Annotated in this window: 15 protein-coding genes; 4 read left to right on the top strand and 11 right to left on the bottom strand. The window is 66.1% G+C overall.

The annotated features are described in order from the left end of the window. Positions 1–47 precede the first annotated feature (47 nt). Positions 48–2,204 carry a S9 family peptidase gene (locus EBMC1_RS11800; protein WP_231292911.1) on the top strand — a complete coding sequence of 719 codons (2,157 nt, stop codon included), beginning with the start codon at positions 48–50 and terminating at the stop codon, positions 2,202–2,204. Between the two features lie 88 nt (positions 2,205–2,292). On the opposite strand, the gene EBMC1_RS11795 is transcribed toward EBMC1_RS11800, so the two are convergent. The 6 genes from EBMC1_RS11795 to EBMC1_RS11770 form a co-directional block, all read right to left on the bottom strand. Further along, on the bottom strand, positions 2,293–2,901 hold the full coding sequence (locus EBMC1_RS11795; RefSeq protein WP_003046799.1) for an HAD family hydrolase: 609 nt from the start codon (positions 2,899–2,901) through the stop codon (positions 2,293–2,295). A gap of 94 nt (positions 2,902–2,995) precedes the next feature. After that, positions 2,996–3,121, bottom strand: coding sequence for a type B 50S ribosomal protein L36 (gene ykgO, locus EBMC1_RS11790; RefSeq protein WP_003046794.1), 126 nt, complete (start codon positions 3,119–3,121; stop codon positions 2,996–2,998). 192 nt (positions 3,122–3,313) lie between these two features. Then, positions 3,314–4,768, bottom strand: coding sequence for an RNA polymerase factor sigma-54 (gene rpoN, locus EBMC1_RS11785; protein WP_003046764.1), 1,455 nt, complete (start codon positions 4,766–4,768; stop codon positions 3,314–3,316). A gap of 14 nt (positions 4,769–4,782) precedes the next feature. After that, complete coding sequence (gene lptB / locus EBMC1_RS11780) at positions 4,783–5,595, bottom strand: LPS export ABC transporter ATP-binding protein (RefSeq protein WP_003046761.1); 813 nt, start codon at positions 5,593–5,595, stop codon at positions 4,783–4,785. 244 nt (positions 5,596–5,839) lie between these two features. After that, on the bottom strand, positions 5,840–7,234 hold the full coding sequence (pgmG, locus tag EBMC1_RS11775; RefSeq protein WP_040590214.1) for a phosphoglucomutase/phosphomannomutase PgmG: 1,395 nt from the start codon (positions 7,232–7,234) through the stop codon (positions 5,840–5,842). A gap of 25 nt (positions 7,235–7,259) precedes the next feature. Continuing rightward, positions 7,260–8,069 carry a division plane positioning ATPase MipZ gene (locus EBMC1_RS11770; RefSeq protein ID WP_003046756.1) on the bottom strand — a complete coding sequence of 270 codons (810 nt, stop codon included), beginning with the start codon at positions 8,067–8,069 and terminating at the stop codon, positions 7,260–7,262. A gap of 84 nt (positions 8,070–8,153) precedes the next feature. On the opposite strand from EBMC1_RS11770, the gene panC reads away from it, so the two are divergent. Continuing rightward, positions 8,154–8,993 (top strand): pantoate--beta-alanine ligase, encoded by an 840-nt coding sequence (gene panC, locus EBMC1_RS11765; protein WP_003046753.1) that lies wholly within the window; start codon positions 8,154–8,156, stop codon positions 8,991–8,993. Positions 8,994–9,135: 142 nt separating this feature from the next. Then, positions 9,136–9,450 carry a sel1 repeat family protein gene (locus EBMC1_RS11760; protein WP_003046750.1) on the top strand — a complete coding sequence of 105 codons (315 nt, stop codon included), beginning with the start codon at positions 9,136–9,138 and terminating at the stop codon, positions 9,448–9,450. Positions 9,451–9,454: 4 nt separating this feature from the next. On the opposite strand, the gene EBMC1_RS11755 is transcribed toward EBMC1_RS11760, so the two are convergent. Genes EBMC1_RS11755 through EBMC1_RS11740 form a run of 4 tightly spaced genes read right to left on the bottom strand, consistent with a single transcriptional unit; the run spans position 9,455 to position 12,014 of the window. Further along, the gene (locus EBMC1_RS11755) at positions 9,455–10,603 is read right to left on the bottom strand and encodes a GNAT family N-acetyltransferase (protein WP_003046747.1); all 1,149 of its coding nucleotides are present in this window, start codon (positions 10,601–10,603) and stop codon (positions 9,455–9,457) included. 7 nt (positions 10,604–10,610) lie between these two features. Next, positions 10,611–11,075, bottom strand: a complete 465-nt coding sequence (locus EBMC1_RS11750) for a RidA family protein (protein WP_003046743.1) — start codon at positions 11,073–11,075, stop codon at positions 10,611–10,613. Between the two features lie 28 nt (positions 11,076–11,103). Beyond that, positions 11,104–11,745 carry a hypothetical protein gene (locus tag EBMC1_RS11745; protein ID WP_003046740.1) on the bottom strand — a complete coding sequence of 214 codons (642 nt, stop codon included), beginning with the start codon at positions 11,743–11,745 and terminating at the stop codon, positions 11,104–11,106. Then, positions 11,742–12,014, bottom strand: a complete 273-nt coding sequence (locus EBMC1_RS11740; protein ID WP_003046737.1) for a DUF3572 family protein — start codon at positions 12,012–12,014, stop codon at positions 11,742–11,744. Before EBMC1_RS11740 ends, EBMC1_RS11745 begins: the two co-directional genes overlap by 4 nt. 89 nt (positions 12,015–12,103) lie before the next feature. Here EBMC1_RS11740 and EBMC1_RS11735 point away from each other — a divergent pair, with 89 nt between their 5' ends. After that, the gene (locus tag EBMC1_RS11735) at positions 12,104–12,466 is read left to right on the top strand and encodes a response regulator (protein WP_003046733.1); all 363 of its coding nucleotides are present in this window, start codon (positions 12,104–12,106) and stop codon (positions 12,464–12,466) included. A gap of 2 nt (positions 12,467–12,468) precedes the next feature. Here the strand turns inward: EBMC1_RS11735 and EBMC1_RS11730 are convergent, their stop codons facing one another. Beyond that, positions 12,469–13,977 (bottom strand): YifB family Mg chelatase-like AAA ATPase, encoded by a 1,509-nt coding sequence (locus EBMC1_RS11730; protein WP_003046729.1) that lies wholly within the window; start codon positions 13,975–13,977, stop codon positions 12,469–12,471. Positions 13,978–13,996 lie beyond the last annotated feature (19 nt).

Below are 13,996 nucleotides of genomic sequence, written 5' to 3'. Positions count from 1 at the left end.
GCAGCCAATTCCTGCCCGATCGGGGCGATGCTGCGGGGGTTTTCTTGATGCGCGCTATTTGGATGTTTCTGGCCGCAATTACCACCCCGCTTGTCGCGCCCGGCAGCGCATTCGCCGAAGAGAAAGAGACGATATTGACCACCAGCCCCGCCGCTCCGGTCGCCGACAAACGGCCGCACCAAATCACGCTGCACGGCAAGACGCTGTCCGATCCCTATTTCTGGCTCCGCGACCAGAGCTATCCGGTGATCGATGACGCGGACATCCTCGATTATGTGAAGGCCGAAAACGCCTATTTCGATGCGGCGATGAAACCGCACGCCCAGCTGGTCGAGACGTTGTTCCAGGAGATGAAGGGGCGGATCAAGGAAGCCGATTCGTCGGTGCCCCAGAAGGACGGCGACTGGCTCTATTGGGTCGAATATGAAGAGGGCGCCGAATATAAGAAATGGTACCGCAAGCCCGCGTCCGGCGCGGGCGAGACCCAGCTGATCCTCGACGAGGTCGCGATGGCGGAGGGCAAGGAATATTTCCGCCTCGCCGAACTGTCGATCAGCCCCGACGGCAGGCTGATGGCCTATTCGTTCGACGACAATGGCTCCGAACGCTTCGAGGCGCGCGTGCGCAATCTGGAAACGGGCGAACAACTGCCCGACGTTATCCCCGGAACGCTGTCCTCGCTCGTCTGGACGTCGGGGAATGACGCGATCCTCTATGGCCTCGCGAACGAGAATTGGCGCACCGACAATGTCCGGCTGCACAAGCTCGGCACCCCCGTCGCCGACGACAAGCTGCTCTACAAGGAGCCCGACATCGGCTTCGGGGTCGGGATCGGCAAGACCGCCGCCGACAATTATATCGTGATCGCGACGGGCGATAACGAGACGAGCGAGGTCTATCTTCTCCCCGCCGACAATCCGGAGGCGCCGATGCAGCTCGTCTCGGCGCGCCAGAAGGGCCGCGAGTACAGCGTCGATGAGCGCGACGGCACGCTCTATATCCACACCAATGACGAGCATCCCAACTTCCGCATCGCCACCGCGAGCGTGAAGGATCCGGGCAAGTGGACCACGCTGATCCCCGGATCGGACCATAGCTACATCACCGGCCTGTCGATATTTCGCGACTATTTCGTCATCGAAGCGCGCGAGGACGGGCTCGATCAGGTCGATATCCGCCGCTATGACGCGCCGCTGACCCCCGGCCGGATCAAATTTCCCGAGGCGACTTATGTCGCGGGCCTCGGCGACAATCCCGAATATCATCAGGACAAGCTGCGGCTCGATTATGAATCGATGGTCACCCCCGACACGGTCTATGATTATGATCTGGCGAGCGGAACGCTCGAAACGCTGAAGGTGCAGGAAATCCCTTCGGGTTACGATGCCACGCAATATGTAACCGAAAGGGTTAATCTTCCGAGCCGCGATGGCAAGACGCTGATCCCCGCCTCGCTCGTCTACAAAATGGGCACCAAGCTCGACGGCAGCGCGCCGATGCATCTCTATGCCTATGGTTCGTACGGCTATCGCGTCCCGCCGGGCTTTTCGACCACGCGGCTCAGCCTCGTCGATCGCGGCATGATCTATGCGATCGCGCATGTCCGCGGCGGCGACGACCTCGGCCGCGGCTGGTATCTTGCGGGCAAGACGACCGAGCGCAAGAACACGTTCAACGACTTCATCGACGTCGCGCGCGGGTTGATCGCGAAGAAATACACCAGCGCCGGCAAGATTTCGGTCGAGGGCCGCTCGGCGGGCGGGCAGGTGATGGGCGTGATTTATAACGAGGCGCCCGAGCTGTGGGGCGCGGTGCTCGCGGGCGTGCCCTTCGTCGACGTCATCAACACGATGGTCGACGAAACGCTGCCGCTGACCCCCGGCGAATGGCCCGAATGGGGCAACCCGATCACCGACAAGGCCGCGTTCGACTATATGTTGAGCTACAGCCCCTACGACAATGTCACCGCAAAGGCCTATCCGCCGATGCTGGTGTCGGCGGGGCTGAACGACCCGCGCGTGACCTATTGGGAACCCGCCAAATGGGTCGCCAAGCTCCGCGCGACGCGGACGAACGACGCGACGCTGCTGCTGCGCACCAACATGGGCGCGGGCCACGGCGGCAAATCGGGCCGCTGGGGCGCGCTCCACGAAGATGCCGAGGAATATGCCTTCGTGCTGACGCAGTTGGGGGTGGAGAAGTAGGAACCCCTATTCGTCATCCCCGCGAAGGCGGGGATCCAGCTCGCGCCGTTGAAAGCTGGATCCCCGCCTTCGCGGGGATGACGAATGGTTATGCCAGATAGCCCCGCGCGACCAGCTCGCGCTCCAGCGTTGCCGCATCGACGAACTGGTGCCCTGCAATCCCCACCGATTCGGCGCCCGCGATATTGTGCTCAACGTCGTCGATGAAGAGCGCGCCATCGGGATCGATGCCGAATCGCTCGATCGCGAGGGCGTAGATGGCGGGGTCGGGCTTCATCAGCTTCTCGGTACCCGAGACGACAATATCGCGGAAGCGGTCGAACACCGGCTGGGTCGGGCGGAAGCCTTCCCAGAATTCATGCCCGAAATTGGTGATCGCAAACAGCGGCACCCCCGCCGCGTCGAGCCGCTCGACCAGTTCGAGGCTGCCGGGCATCGGCCCCGGAATCGTCTCGTTGAAGCGCGCCGCATAGGCGTCGATCAGGGGCGCATGCGCCGGATATTCGGCCTTCAGCTCGGGCAGCATGTCGGCGAGCGGCCGCCCCGCGTCGTGCTGGAAATGCCACTGCGGCGTGACGACGTTGGTCACGAACCATTCGAGCTCGCCCGCATCGTCGATCAGCTTGGCGAACAGATAGCGCAGGTCCCAGTCGAACAGGACGCGGCCGACATCGAAAATGACGCTCTGGCGAATCATGGCTGCTCCGGACACGCGAAAGCGCCGCCGGAAGCATCCGACGGCGTTACGCTTACTCGCAAATGCGCGGGGACACGCGGTCCCGGCAAGGCGTTTAGCCTTGGCGCGCCTTGAAGCGGCGGTTGGTCTTGTTGATCACATAGGTGCGGCCACGACGACGGATAACGCGGTTATCCCGGTGGCGGTCCTTCAGCGACTTCAGGCTGTTGCGAATCTTCATTGGTCTGTTCCGTAAATCTTGGCGTTGTTACGCGAAGCGGCGCAACTATGGGGAAGCGGGTGAAAAGTCAACCGGGTCCCACCCTTATTTCGTCATTCCGGACTTGATCCGGAATCCATTGCCGCGCCGAGGTCGTGGACCCCGGATCAAGTCTGTCCTGAGCTTGTCGAAGGGTCCGGGGTGACGACAGTTTTATCCCGCCAGCGCCTTCTGCCGTCGCCTTTGCACCGACGAGCCATAGCCCATTGCCTCGCGATATTTGACCACGGTGCGCCGCGCGATGTCGTGGCCTTCGGCCGACAGCTTCTGCGCGATCGTCTCGTCGGACAGGATCGCCTTGGGATCTTCGGCCTCGATCATCGCCTTGATCCGGCTCTTTACCGCTTCGGCCGACACCGCGCCGTCGCCCTCTGTCGCCGAAATCCCCGACGAGAAGAAATATTTGAGTTCGAACAGGCCGCGCGCGCACGACAGATATTTGTTGCTGGTGACGCGGCTGACGGTCGATTCGTGCATCCCGATCGCCTCAGCCACCTGCCGCAGCGTCAGCGGGCGCATATGCGCGACGCCGTGGAGGAAAAAGCCCTCTTGCTGCTTCACGATCTCGCTCGCGACCTTGACGATCGTGCGCTGGCGCTGGTCGAGCGCGCGCACCAGCCAGTTGGCCCCCGCGAGCTGTTCGGACAGCCACGCCTTGCTCTTGGCCGCGGCGTCCTTTGCCAGTTCGGTGTAATAGCGGCGATTGACGAGCAGCCGCGGAAGCGTGCCGCTGTTCACCTCGACCGCCCAGCCCTTCGCCGTCTGGCGGACATAAAGGTCGGGCACCACAGCCTGCGTCGCGGTGCCGCCGAAGCGCAGGCCGGGCTTGGGGTCGTAGGCGCGCAGCTCGCGGATCATGTCGGCCAGATCCTCGTCATCGACGCCGCAGATACGCTTGAGCTGCGGGAAAGCGCCCTTTGCGACGAGGTCGAGATGCGCGATCATCGTCGCCATGGCGGGATCGTAGCGGTCGGCCTCGCGCGCCTGGATCGCGATACATTCGGCGAGGTCGCGGCCGCCGACGCCTGAAGGGTCGAAGCTCTGGACGCCCGCGAGCACGGCCTCGACCAGCGCGAGCGGCACGCCGAGCCGCTGCGCCAGCTCGGCGAGATCGGCGCGCAGATAGCCCGCCTCGTCGATCAGCGCGACGATCTGTTCGGCGACCATCGCCTCGATGCCCGAGAATCGCTCGCCGACCTGGGCGAGCAGATGGTCGTAAAGCGTGCCGTCGTCGCCCGCGAAGCTGTCGAAATCGATGCCCTCGCCGTCGCCCGACAGCCCCACCGAATCGCTCGCGCTATCGTGGTGGAACCGTTCCTCGGCAAAATCGACGTCGAGATCGTCGGCGGTGCCCGCTTCGGACGACAGCGCCAGGTCGGTGTCGGCGGGCGGGCCGTCGGACGGCGGCGCTTCGTCGCCCCCCTCGTCATCGCCGGGTTCGCGGTCGCCCGGCGTCGCATCGAGCAGCGGATTGCCTTCGAGCGCCTCGGCCAGATAGGCTTCGAGTTCGAGGTTCGACAGCGCGAGCAGCTTGATCGCCTGCTGCAGCTGCGGCGTCATCACCAGCGATTGCGACTGGCGTAAATCGAGGCGTGGACCCAACGCCATCGGCGACTACCGCATCAAAGCGAAAAGCCCTCGCCAAGATACAGGCGGCGGACCTCTGGGTCGGCCACCAGCTCGGCGGGCGATCCGGCAAGCAGCACCTTGCCGTCGTAGATGATGCAGGCGCGGTCGACGAGGTCCAGCGTCTCGCGCACATTATGGTCGGTGATCAGCACGCCGATGCCGCGTGTCTTGAGGTCGGCGACAAGGTCGCGGATATCGCTGATCGAAATGGGGTCGATGCCGGCGAAGGGTTCGTCGAGCAGCATGATCGACGGGTTGGCCGCGAGCGCGCGCGCGATTTCGGCGCGCCGCCGTTCGCCGCCCGACAGCGCCATCGCCGCCGCGCTGCGCAGCCGGGTCAGGCCGAATTCGTCGAGCAGCTCGTCGAGCCGCTGCTGGCGCGCGATCTTGTCGGGTTCGGCGAGTTCGAGCACCGCGGCGATATTCTGTTCGACCGTCATGCCGCGAAAGATCGAGGTTTCCTGCGGCAGATAGCCAAGGCCCAGGATCGCGCGGCGATACATGGGCAGCGCGGTGATGTCGGCGCCGTCGAGCATGATGCGTCCGGCGTCGGGTTTGACCAGCCCCATGATCGAATAGAAGCAGGTCGTCTTGCCCGCGCCGTTGGGACCGAGCAGGCCGACGACCTCGCCCTTGGCGACCGACAGCGACACGTCCGACAGGACGGTGCGCTTGTCATAGCTTTTGGCGATCGAAATGACCGCCAGCCCGTTGCCCGCCGCCGCGTCCTGCTGGACGTGCGCGGTATGCTCGGCGACGCCGTGATCGGTGTCGGAAAGCGTGCCGGCGGTGGATTGGTCGGTCATAGGATCTTCGGTTCCGTTCTGGGTTCCTGACGCTGCCCCCAATGCGCGCGTTACCCCAGCGACGCGGCGGAGGTCAATCTGGCAAGATTTTTGCAGGGATCAATGGAGAAGCCATCAGGGCGATAAAAAGGTCGGGTGCTAAAAGGAGCGTGTGCACCCGCGAAGGCGGGTGCCCATCTCCGACCGGTTCAAACTGGCACTGGCGGGAGATGGATTCCCGCCTTCGCGGGGACACGCGCCATAATCAATGCGCCGCCTGTGGCCCGCGCACGACGCCCGACGCCGCAAGCTGATCGTCGATCGCGGCCATCAGCCGCGCAAGCGCCGCTTCGTCCTTCGCCTCGGCGCGCGCGACGAGAACGTCCTGCGTGTTCGATGCGCGCAGCAGCCACCAGCCGTCGTCGGTCAGCACGCGCGCGCCGTCGGTGCGGTCGACCGTTGCGCCCGCCGCGGTCAGCCGCGCCAGAACCTCGTCCACAATGGCGAATTTGCGCACCTCGTCGACCTGGAAGCGCAGTTCGGGCGTGTTGACCATCGCGGGCATCTCGCCGCGCAATTGGGTCACGCTCTTGCCAAGCTTCGTCGCCGCCTCGATCAGCCGGACCGCCGCGTAGGGCGCGTCGTCATAGCCATAATAATGGTCGGCGAAGAAGATATGCCCGCTCATCTCGCCCGCCAGCGGGCTGCCGGTTTCCTTCATCTTTGCCTTGATCAGGCTGTGTCCGGTCTTCCACATCAGCGGCTTGCCGCCGAGTTCGGCGACCCGGTCGAACAGCGCCTGACTGGCCTTCACGTCGGCGATCACCGTCGCCCCCGGCCGTTCCTTCAGCACTGCGGCGGCATAGATCTGCAGCAGCTGGTCGCCCCAGATCACCCGGCCTTCGCCGTCGATCGCGCCGATGCGGTCGCCATCTCCGTCGAATGCGACGCCGAAGTCGAGCTTCTTCGCGGCGACGAGCGCCTTCAGGTCGGCAAGGTTCTTTTCCTCGGTGGGATCGGGATGGTGGTTCGGAAAATGACCGTCGATATCGGTGTAGAGGAGATGATGTTCGCCGGGCAGGCGCGCGGTGAGCTTTTCGATCACCGTGCCCGCGGCGCCGTTGCCCGCATCCCAGCCGATGCGGAAGGCGCCGCCGGCGAATCCTTGGACCAGCCGGTCGACATAGGCATCGACGATATCGATGCTCTGCGCCGTGCCTTCTCCTCCCGGGTTGACGGCTTCCCAGTCGCCCGCGGCGGCCATTTCGCCGATCCGCTGGATATCGGCGCCGAAGAAGGGGCGGCCCTGAAACACCATCTTGAAGCCATTATAGTCGGGGGGGTTGTGGCTGCCGGTTATCTGTATGCCGCCGTCCACATCTTCGGTTGATGCGGCATAATAGAGCATCGGCGTCGGCCCCAGCCCGACATTGAGCGCGTCGATGCCCGCGGCATTGATCCCGGCGATCAGCGCGTCGGCGAGCATCGGCGACGACAGCCGCCCGTCGTAACCGACCGCCACCCGCTTGCCGCCGGCACGTGCGATCAGCGTCGCGAAGCTGCGCCCGATGGCATGGGCGTCCGCATCGGACAGCGTGTCGCCGACCACCCCGCGAATATCATATTCGCGCAGCATGGTTGGGTGGAATCGATGGGTCATGGATGCCTCTCGGGAGGATGGAGGGTCAGGCGACGGCGAACAGGTCGCCGTCGGGGTGGAGTCGTTCGCGCTGCGGCAGGTTGAGCCCCGCCATCGCCTCGCGCAATTCCTGTCGCGCGACGACATGGCCGATCCCCATGCCGCCGAGATGCGCCTTGTCGAGCAGGGTGAGGCCGGCCGGGAACAACTCGCGATAGATCACGCGCTCGCCCAGCCCCGGAATGACGCGAAAGCCGACGCGCCGCGACAATTGGTTCAGCGCTTCGCCAACGCGGCGCATATTGTGCGCGTCGACATGCTGCAGACGGTTGCGCAGGATGATCCAGTCGATCGTCCGCCCGTCGCTTTTCGCTCGCGCCTTGCGCGTGTCCCAGATCAGTTCGGAATAGAAGCTGGGGCGGGTGACCTGAAAGGTTTCGGGGTCGACCTGACCGATGAGGTCGAAATCGATGAAGCTGTCGTTGATCGGGGTGACAAGCGTATCGGCGGTGGTCGCAAGGTGGCGGGCGAACACATCGTCGCGGCCGGGCGTGTCGGCGACGAAATAATCGACCCCGTCGGCCAGCCGCGCAACCTGTTCGTCGAGTTCCTCGACGGTCGAGCCTTCGAACACCTCGAACTGTGGCATCGGCAGGTCGATCCCGCGGCGCTTGGCGGTGTTGGTGCGGTTTTCGAGATAGCGGTGGAAGGTGCGCTGGCGCGGGTCGAGGTCGATCCCCGCGACGCGCCAGCCCTGGCTCGCCAGCGCGACCGCGAAATGCACCGCGCAGGTCGATTTGCCCGTGCCGCCCTTTTCATTGGCGAAGATGATCCGGTGCGGGGGGGCTTTGGTCATGACCGTTGCGATTTTCCTGTTGGCGCGGCATGGCGGCCGCATGAAGGGCGTATTGGCGCCGCCAATATCGGAGGCAGGGCAAGCGTGCAAATCATCCGTGACATCGCCACGCTCCACCGCGCGGTCGCAGCGCTGAAGCAAGGCGGCAAGAGCGTCGCGCTGGTGCCGACGATGGGCGCGCTGCACGCCGGGCATCTGTCGCTCGTCCGCATGGGCCGCCGCGTTGCCGACCATGTCGTGGTGTCGATCTTCGTCAACCCGACCCAGTTCGGCCCGAACGAGGATTATGCCGCCTATCCGCGCGACGAGGCGCGCGACGCCGCGCTGCTGGTCGAGGAAGGCGTGGCGCTGCTCTGGGCGCCCGATGTCGCGACCATGTATCCGGGCGGCCATGCCACGCATATCGAGGTGGCCGAACTCGGCGCCGACTATTGCGGCGCGGCGCGGCCGGGGCATTTCGACGGCGTCGCGACCGTCGTCGCCAAATTGTTCAACCAGGTGCGCCCCGACGTCGCCATCTTCGGCGAAAAGGATTGGCAGCAGCTGGCGATCATCCGCCGCATGGCGCGCGACCTCGATTTCGCGCTCGATATATTGGGCGCGCCGATCGCACGCGATGGCGACGGGCTCGCGCTGTCGTCGCGCAACGCCTATCTGTCGCCCGAACAGCGCGCCGCCGCGGCGGCTTTTCCGGACGCGCTCAAGGCCGCGGTGGCGGCAATCGCGGGCGGCGCCGATGTCGCCGAAACGCTCGCCGATGCCGAGGCGGCAATCATCGCGGGCGGGTTCGACAGCGTCGATTATGTCGCGCTCGCCGACGCCGACAGCCTCGAAAGATTGACGATATTCCGCGTGCAGGCACGTCTTCTGGCGGCGGCGCGGATGGGGAAAACGCGCCTGATCGACAATTATGCGGTCGATTGATCAAGCGAAAAATTGGCGGATTTCTGTCGTTTGCGCCGCTTATCCCCAAAAAAATCACCGCGCCGTTAACGCTTTGTTGACCATAAGCCGCAAGGTTTGACCCCGAAGTCTCCATGTGGGGTGGAGACGACAGGGGGTTATCATGGCTAACAGTCTGAAGTCTGCCCAGTATCTGATCGAAAGCCGGCTGCTCGATGCGGCGCGCGGCGATGCCAATGCCTATTTCGACCTTGGCGTGGCCTTCTCGACCGGCACCGGCGGTGTCGATGTCGATCTGATCCAGGCGCATAAATGGTTCAATCTTTCGGCGCTCGGCGGCAATATCGAAGGCCAGCAGTGCCGCGCCGACGTCTCGGCCGAAATGAGCCGCGACGAGATCGCCGAGGCGCAGCGCCAGGCGCGCGCATGGCTCGACGAAACCGCCCGCCGCCCGGCGGCGCGTCGCTACGCCGCCTGATTCCTCAGCCGCTTCGCCGGAACGGCATCTGTCCTTCCAGCCATTGCATTTCGGATTCCTCGGCCGCCCGTTCGCGTTCCAGAAAGTCCGCGACCGCGCGGCGGAATCCCGGATCGGCGATGAAATGCGCCGACCAGGTCGCAACGGGGGCATAGCCGCGGGCGAGTTTATGCGCGCCCTGTGCGCCGGCCTCGACCCGCGCGAGACCGCGCGCGATCGCAAGGTCGATGGCGCGGTAATAGCATAGCTCGAAATGCAGATAGGGAATGTCGATCAGGCATCCCCAATAGCGGCCATAAAGCGTGTCGGCGCCGATCAGGTGCATCGCGCCCGCCACCGGCCGCCCGTCCTGCCACGCGATGCTCAGCAACACCTTGTCGGCCATGCGCGCACCGATCATGTCGAACGCCGCGCGCGTCAGATAGGGATGTCCCCATTTGCGCGCGCCTGTGTCCTGATAAAAGGCCCACATCGCGTCCCAATGTTCGGGGCGGATCGCGTTGCCGCTGACATCCTCGATTCGCAGACCCTGGACCGCACGCGCGCGTTCCTTGCGAAGCTGCTTGCGCTTTGCCGAGGTCAGCGTGGCGAGGAAATCGTCGAAATCGCGATAGCCGCGATTGGCGAAATGGAACTGGATGTCGCGGCGGAGCAGCCAGCCCGCCGCCTCGAACAGCGGCATCTGTTCGGGCGCAACAAAGGTCGCATGCGCCGACGACAGGTCGTTCTGCCGGACCACCGCCTCGGCCGCGCGCAGCAGCAGCGTCGCATCGTCGATCTCGGCCGCGAGCAGCCGCGGTCCGGGTACCGGGGTAAAGGGCACCGCGATCTGAAGCTTGGGATAATAGGCGCCCCCGGCGCGCTCCCACGCGTCGGCCCATATATGGTCGAAGACATATTCGCCCTGACTGTGCGTCTTCAGATAGGCGGGCGCCGCGGCGACGAGCTGGCCCGCGCCATCCTCGACCAGCAAGGGCGCGGGCTGCCATCCGGTTCCCGGCCCGACGCTCCCCGATTCTTCGAGCAGCGCCAGAAAGGCATGGCCGACGAAGGGATTGCCGCCGCCTGCCAGCGCGTCCCACGCCGCCGCCTCGACCGCGGCGACGCCGGTGCCGAGCGACAGGGTGCGGGCGGGCGGGTCTGCCTCGGCCACGATGGGCTTACGCGGGCTTCACCGCGACGATCGCGTCGACTTCGACCGCCGCGCCGAGCGGCAGGACCGACACGCCGACGGCGCTGCGCGCGTGGCGACCCGCTTCGCCGAACAGTGATTCCATCAGCTCGGAAGCGCCGTTCGCGACCTTGGGCTGCTGCGTGAAGGCGGGATCGCTGTTCACAAACACGCCCAGCTTGACGATCTTTTCGACCCGCGACCAGTCGCCGTCCAGCGCCTTGCCGATCTGGGCGACGAGCATCAGCGCACAGCGCCGCGCGGCGTCATAGCCGCTTGCCTCGTCGGTGTCGGCGCCCAGCCGTCCGGTCACGACCTGCCCGTCGCGGAAGGGAAGCTGGCCGCTGATATGCAGCAGCCCGCCGGCCTCGACGACGGGGACATAGGCGGCAACCGGCGCGGCGGGTTTGGGAAGCTCGAGGCCGAGGTCGGCGAGCTTGGCGGCAATATCCATGGTGATTCCTTCTGTCTCGATTGGGGGATTATACGGCCTGCGGCGCCGGGGCCGGAGCCTTTTCGGCAAGCCGCGCCAAAATCCAGTCCTGCGCCGCTGCCCAGTCGTCTATGCGGACATGGGCATGGCGCGCGGCGGGTATCTTGTCCGCGATCGCGGGCTCGCCGACCATGTGCAGGCGCCACACGTCGGGCGCCTCGATCGCGACCGAATGATGATGGTTCGCAAGGTCGTCGATGAACACCGCGACCGGCGGCCGGCGCTCCTCGATCAGCGCGCGCACCGGCTCGCCCTTGCCGCCGCGGCTGCCGATCACCGGTGCGTCGAAGCCAAGGGCCGCAAGCTGCGCCATGCGCGCCGCCTGATGGTCAGGGCCGACATTGGTCAGCACGACGATGTCGGCATGGCGGGCGATTTCGGCCATCGCGGAAAGTGCGCCGGGAATCGGATATTGGCGCGGCATTTCGGTGCGGAAAAAGCCGTCGAGCAGCGGCCAGACCTCGGCCGCTTCCAGCGGCGTGCCGCATTCCTTGCGCTTCAGCGCGCCGGCGAAACTCGTGTCCTCCATCCGAAAGATCACGCCATGTTCCTCGTCGACCCACTGCGCAAAGGGGACGACCATGTGCATCAGCACCTCGTCGCAATCGGTGATGACGAGCGGGCGGGTCATGGCATTGGTCCTTCCAGTCCTTCGAGGCGGCGCGCGGCAGCGGCCAAGGCTTCGGCGTCTATATCGAGTGCTTCGGCGCAGGCGACAAGGTCGGGTTCGTGCGCGGCAAGAAAGCCGAGGATCGCCGCCAGCGTCGCGCGATCGCCGAGCGAGGCGCGCAGACCTTCGGGCGACAGGCCGGTCATGCCGAGCAGCCGTTCGGCCCGCGGCTCGTCGGCCAGAATCCAGCCGAGCGCGTGCAGCGCCAGCGCCGCGTCGCCGTCATTCACGCCGAAAATCCTTCCCTGCGAAGCAATTGTGTCGCGCCGCCGATTCGCCTAAACCGGCCGCGGACGCAAGCGGGGAAAGCTTCAACATCATGGGAAAGACCGTTCTGGTCGTCGAGGATAACGAGCTTAATCTGCGCCTGTTCTGCGACCTGCTCAACGCCCATGGCTATAGCGCGCATCCGGTGCGCGACGGCCGCGATGCGCTTGCCAAGGCGCGCGAAATCGCGCCCGACCTCATCATCATGGACATCCAGCTGCCGCACGTCAGCGGGCTCGAATTGATCGGCCAGATGAAGGCCGACCTGACGCTGCGCGCAGTGCCGATCATGGCCGTCACCGCCTATGCCGGGAAGGGCGACGAGGAACAGATTCGCGCCGCGGGCGCCGAGGCCTATGTCTCGAAACCGATCTCGGTCATCAAGTTCATCGAAAGCGTCGGCGCTTTCGCCTGACCCTAATTCCGCGGCGCCTGCCGACGGTAGCTCAGCGCTTCGGCAATATGGACGCGGCCGATCGAATCGGCGCCGGCAAGATCGGCGATCGTCCGCGCGACGCGCAGCATGCGGGTATAGCCGCGCGCCGACAGCCGCATCGCCTCGGCCGCCTGCGCCAGCAATTGCCGCCCCGGTTCGTCGGGGGTCGCGACCGCTTCCAGCAACTCGCCGTCGATCTCGGCATTGGTGCGCACCTTGTGTGCGGCATAGCGGGTGGTCTGGACCGCGCGCGCCGCGGCGACGCGCGCCGCGACTTCGGCGCTGCCCTCGGCGGGCGGCGGCAACGTCAGGTCGGCGGCGCTCACCGCCTCGACCTCGACATGCAGGTCGATCCGGTCGAGCAGCGGTCCCGACAGCTTGGCCTGATAATCGGCGGCGCAGCGCGGGGCGCGGCTGCAGGCAAGCGCCGGGTCGCCGAGATGGCCGCAGCGGCACGGGTTCATCGCCGCGACAAGCTGCACGCGCGCCGGAAAGGTGACATGGGCATTGGCGCGCGCAACGCTGACCTCGCCGGTTTCGAGCGGCTGGCGCAGGCTGTCGAGCACGCCGCGCTGGAATTCGGGCAGTTCGTCGAGAAACAGCACCCCCAGATGCGCCAGGCTGACTTCGCCCGGGCGCACGCGCAGCCCGCCGCCGACCAGCGCGGGCATCGACGCCGAATGATGCGGCGCGCGGAAGGGTCGCGCGCGCACCAGCCGCCCGCTTTCGAGCCCGCCCGCGACCGAGGCGATCATCGACACTTCGAGCGCTTCGGCGGGGGTCAGGTCGGGCAGGATGCCGGGCAGGCACGCCGCCATCAGCGATTTGCCCGCACCCGGCGGCCCGCTCATCAGCAGATTGTGCCCGCCGGCGGCCGCGATTTCGAGTGCGCGCTTGGCGGTTTCCTGCCCCTTGACCTGCGCCAGGTCGGCGGTGCGCCGCGGCGGCTCGACTTCGCCGGGAACGGGCGGGGAAAGCGTCGCGGTGCCGCGAAAATGGTTGAGCAGCGCGAGCAGGTCGGTCGCCGCCAGCACCTCGACATTGCCCGCCCATGCCGCTTCGGGGCCTTGCGCCGCGGGGCAGACCAGCCCGCGATCGACGCTGCCCGCGTGCAGCGCGGCGAGCAGCACGCCGGGCGAGGCCGCGACCCGTCCGTCGAGCCCCAGCTCGCCGACGACGACATAGGCGCCCAGCGTCTCGGCATCGACGACGCCCATCGCGCCGAGCAGCGCCAGCGCGATCGGCAGGTCATAATGCGACCCCTCCTTAGGCAGATCGGCGGGCGACAGATTGACGGTGATCCGCTTGGGCGGCAGCGCGAGGCCGATCGCCGACAGCGCGGCGCGCACGCGTTCGCGGCTCTCGGCGACCGCCTTGTCGGGCAGGCCGACGACCGCGAAGGCGGGCACGCCCGGTGCGATCTGGCACTGCACCTCGACGCCCCGCGCTTCGAGCCCGAGATAGGCGACGGTAGAAACGATCGCGACCATTTTGCCCCCATAGTGGCGC

The sequence above is a fragment of the Sphingopyxis sp. MC1 genome (assembly GCF_000371385.1).
GTDB classification, from domain to species: Bacteria; Pseudomonadota; Alphaproteobacteria; order Sphingomonadales; family Sphingomonadaceae; genus Sphingopyxis; species Sphingopyxis terrae.
Note: the sequence above shows the minus strand (reverse complement) of the source record. Positions and strands in the feature narration are given on the sequence as shown.

What these genes read in the sequence shown, in the direction of transcription:
- EBMC1_RS11800 (WP_231292911.1), top strand. Translation starts at nt 48, where the DNA reads ATGCGCGCTATTTGGATGTTTCTGGCCGCAATTACCACCCCGCTTGTC.
- EBMC1_RS11795 (WP_003046799.1), bottom strand. Translation starts at nt 2,901, where the DNA reads ATGATTCGCCAGAGCGTCATTTTCGATGTCGGCCGCGTCCTGTTCGAC.
- ykgO (WP_003046794.1), bottom strand. Translation starts at nt 3,121, where the DNA reads ATGAAGATTCGCAACAGCCTGAAGTCGCTGAAGGACCGCCACCGGGAT.
- rpoN (WP_003046764.1), bottom strand. Translation starts at nt 4,768, where the DNA reads ATGGCGTTGGGTCCACGCCTCGATTTACGCCAGTCGCAATCGCTGGTG.
- lptB (WP_003046761.1), bottom strand. Translation starts at nt 5,595, where the DNA reads ATGACCGACCAATCCACCGCCGGCACGCTTTCCGACACCGATCACGGC.
- pgmG (WP_040590214.1), bottom strand. Translation starts at nt 7,234, where the DNA reads ATGACCCATCGATTCCACCCAACCATGCTGCGCGAATATGATATTCGC.
- EBMC1_RS11770 (WP_003046756.1), bottom strand. Translation starts at nt 8,069, where the DNA reads ATGACCAAAGCCCCCCCGCACCGGATCATCTTCGCCAATGAAAAGGGC.
- EBMC1_RS11760 (WP_003046750.1), top strand. Translation starts at nt 9,136, where the DNA reads ATGGCTAACAGTCTGAAGTCTGCCCAGTATCTGATCGAAAGCCGGCTG.
- EBMC1_RS11750 (WP_003046743.1), bottom strand. Translation starts at nt 11,075, where the DNA reads ATGGATATTGCCGCCAAGCTCGCCGACCTCGGCCTCGAGCTTCCCAAA.
- EBMC1_RS11745 (WP_003046740.1), bottom strand. Translation starts at nt 11,745, where the DNA reads ATGACCCGCCCGCTCGTCATCACCGATTGCGACGAGGTGCTGATGCAC.
- EBMC1_RS11735 (WP_003046733.1), top strand. Translation starts at nt 12,104, where the DNA reads ATGGGAAAGACCGTTCTGGTCGTCGAGGATAACGAGCTTAATCTGCGC.
- EBMC1_RS11730 (WP_003046729.1), bottom strand. Translation starts at nt 13,977, where the DNA reads ATGGTCGCGATCGTTTCTACCGTCGCCTATCTCGGGCTCGAAGCGCGG.